The 1,810-nt window shown below is 51.7% G+C and carries 1 protein-coding gene and 1 pseudogene; one reads left to right on the top strand and one right to left on the bottom strand.

Going from position 1 to position 1,810, the window contains the following annotated elements; genetic code table 11:
- Positions 1 to 389: pseudogene (locus AC1DLB_RS29070) on the top strand (hypothetical protein); the annotation flags it as partial.
- A gap of 7 nt (positions 390 to 396) precedes the next feature.
- Here AC1DLB_RS29070 and AC1DLB_RS29065 read toward each other — a convergent pair.
- A partial coding sequence (locus tag AC1DLB_RS29065) for a TniQ family protein (protein WP_477786195.1) occupies positions 397 to 1,810 on the bottom strand: 1,414 nt, incomplete at its 5' end.

Raw genomic sequence — 1,810 nt, 5'->3', positions numbered from 1 at the left:
CTCCCGTGCCGTTTGACCTGAAAATCAAACGGTGGGCCGTGGTTGAGCGCGACCTAGAAAGTCCGTGGTTCCACGTATGTGTTCGGATGGACGAAGACGGATATTATTTTGGGCGCACGCTGCTGATCTCCGATGTCGAGCAACTCGCACGGATGCTTGGCGACCTTCCCACGGTTGAGGCGATCACGTCCGTGATGGTAATGACCCCTCCCAAACTGAACGGCTCACAGTTGTGGCGTATGGAGCATGTCTTGGCAATCGATACCGTCCTTGATGAATGCTCCGCGAAAAAGCAATTTCGCCTGACCACGGAACACGGACAGCATGAATTGCCCGCGCCCCACCTAAGTCTGCCAACGCGCATCTATGGTCCTACAGAAATGGCCTGACAACCAACTAGCCAGCGCTAACGGGGCGGCGCCAAGCGCTGGTCCTTGGCTGATCTCCGACCCAATAACGCATCCACACTTCCGGCCTCACCACGTAGGCCCAGAACTGCACTGTTTCTCGCGATCGGTGATTGACCATATCGCTGTATTGTCTCCGTGTCGCACACCGCACCGAAGCAGCATCTCTCAACCACGATTCAGAGCAGTGCAATGCCAGTAACACGTCAGTGTGCTGACCCCGGGTGTTGTAAATCACAACACTGTCCTCGCCCAGGTGTAACGGCGGTTCGGAAGAAGCGAGTTCGACCGAGAACCGATCATGGTGAGACTTGCAGCATTGACAATTTCGTTCAATGCCACTCCAGATGGTATAGAAATGCAGTAGCCACAATGAGGCAACTTGATGAATTTGTTCCGGCGCCGCCGCCCAACCCGTGGAGACCCTGTTTGGCGCATCGATCCAGCCTCCTCCATCCATATGTGAAATCGAGCGCTCCCAGACAATGAAGGCCGACGAAACGCTGCATGCCGAAGTCGCATCCAGACAATGCCAATCCCTTTGGGTGAGGGAGGCGAGAAATGAATAGCATTTCTTGTGCGGGCGAACAAAGCGTTTGAACAGGTAACGCCGGATGCTTTTCAGCAGCAGCTTAAGCTCGATACCTTGTGTATTGCCTCTAACGTCAGAGTCCAAGCGCATTATCGAGAAATCCACACAAGGATGACTAAGCGCGTCGAGCACGGTTGGCCACGGACACTCCAACCCAGTGCCTAGTACTCCGCAGTAGCCAGGGTACATKATCTTAATAAGCTTCTCGTCGAGATGCTTGTCATCCGAAAGCCGGCCTAGTATATGTGCAAAGGGCGAGATTGAATCAGTGCAGCGCTCCAACCACTCAGCACATAACTTAGATCTCTCTAAATAGTCCTGATTCTGCTGCTCCGTATTCAAATCAAATCGAGTAGACGCTTTTGAATTAAAATAAAAATGACCGCAATTCAAACTTGCTTCGTAGTAGTCTTCATGCAAAGTAAAACGCATGCCTTGAGTCTGCGAGATGGCATGGGTGCATGAAGGACAAGGATACAGTTTGCGACCATGCCATGGACACGTATCGAACAGGGCGAACTGGAAAAACACAGAGTGATAGCCCTGCGCAATGCACACAGGGCAGTGACGGATGATTATCCGCTCAACGTTTAAAGTGCATACTGAATAGCGGTCCACGAACAGGGTAGACAGAACTTGCTCCGTCAACCCGGTGCATTTTGCCAAATATGCAATATCGACAAATGTCGAAGTCCAATAATAAGGATTGACCCTTGAATTTGCGCTGGGCTGCCTCATCAAATTAACCAGAACGTTAGGCGGCAAGTAGTTGATTGCCGCCGCCTTGATAAATAGCAGCCAGGATGAGGTG

The sequence above is a fragment of the Pseudomonas sp. 05N434 genome (assembly GCF_056396965.1).
The sequence above is the reverse complement of the archived record's forward strand: the minus strand, read 5'-3'. Positions and strand labels throughout refer to the sequence as shown.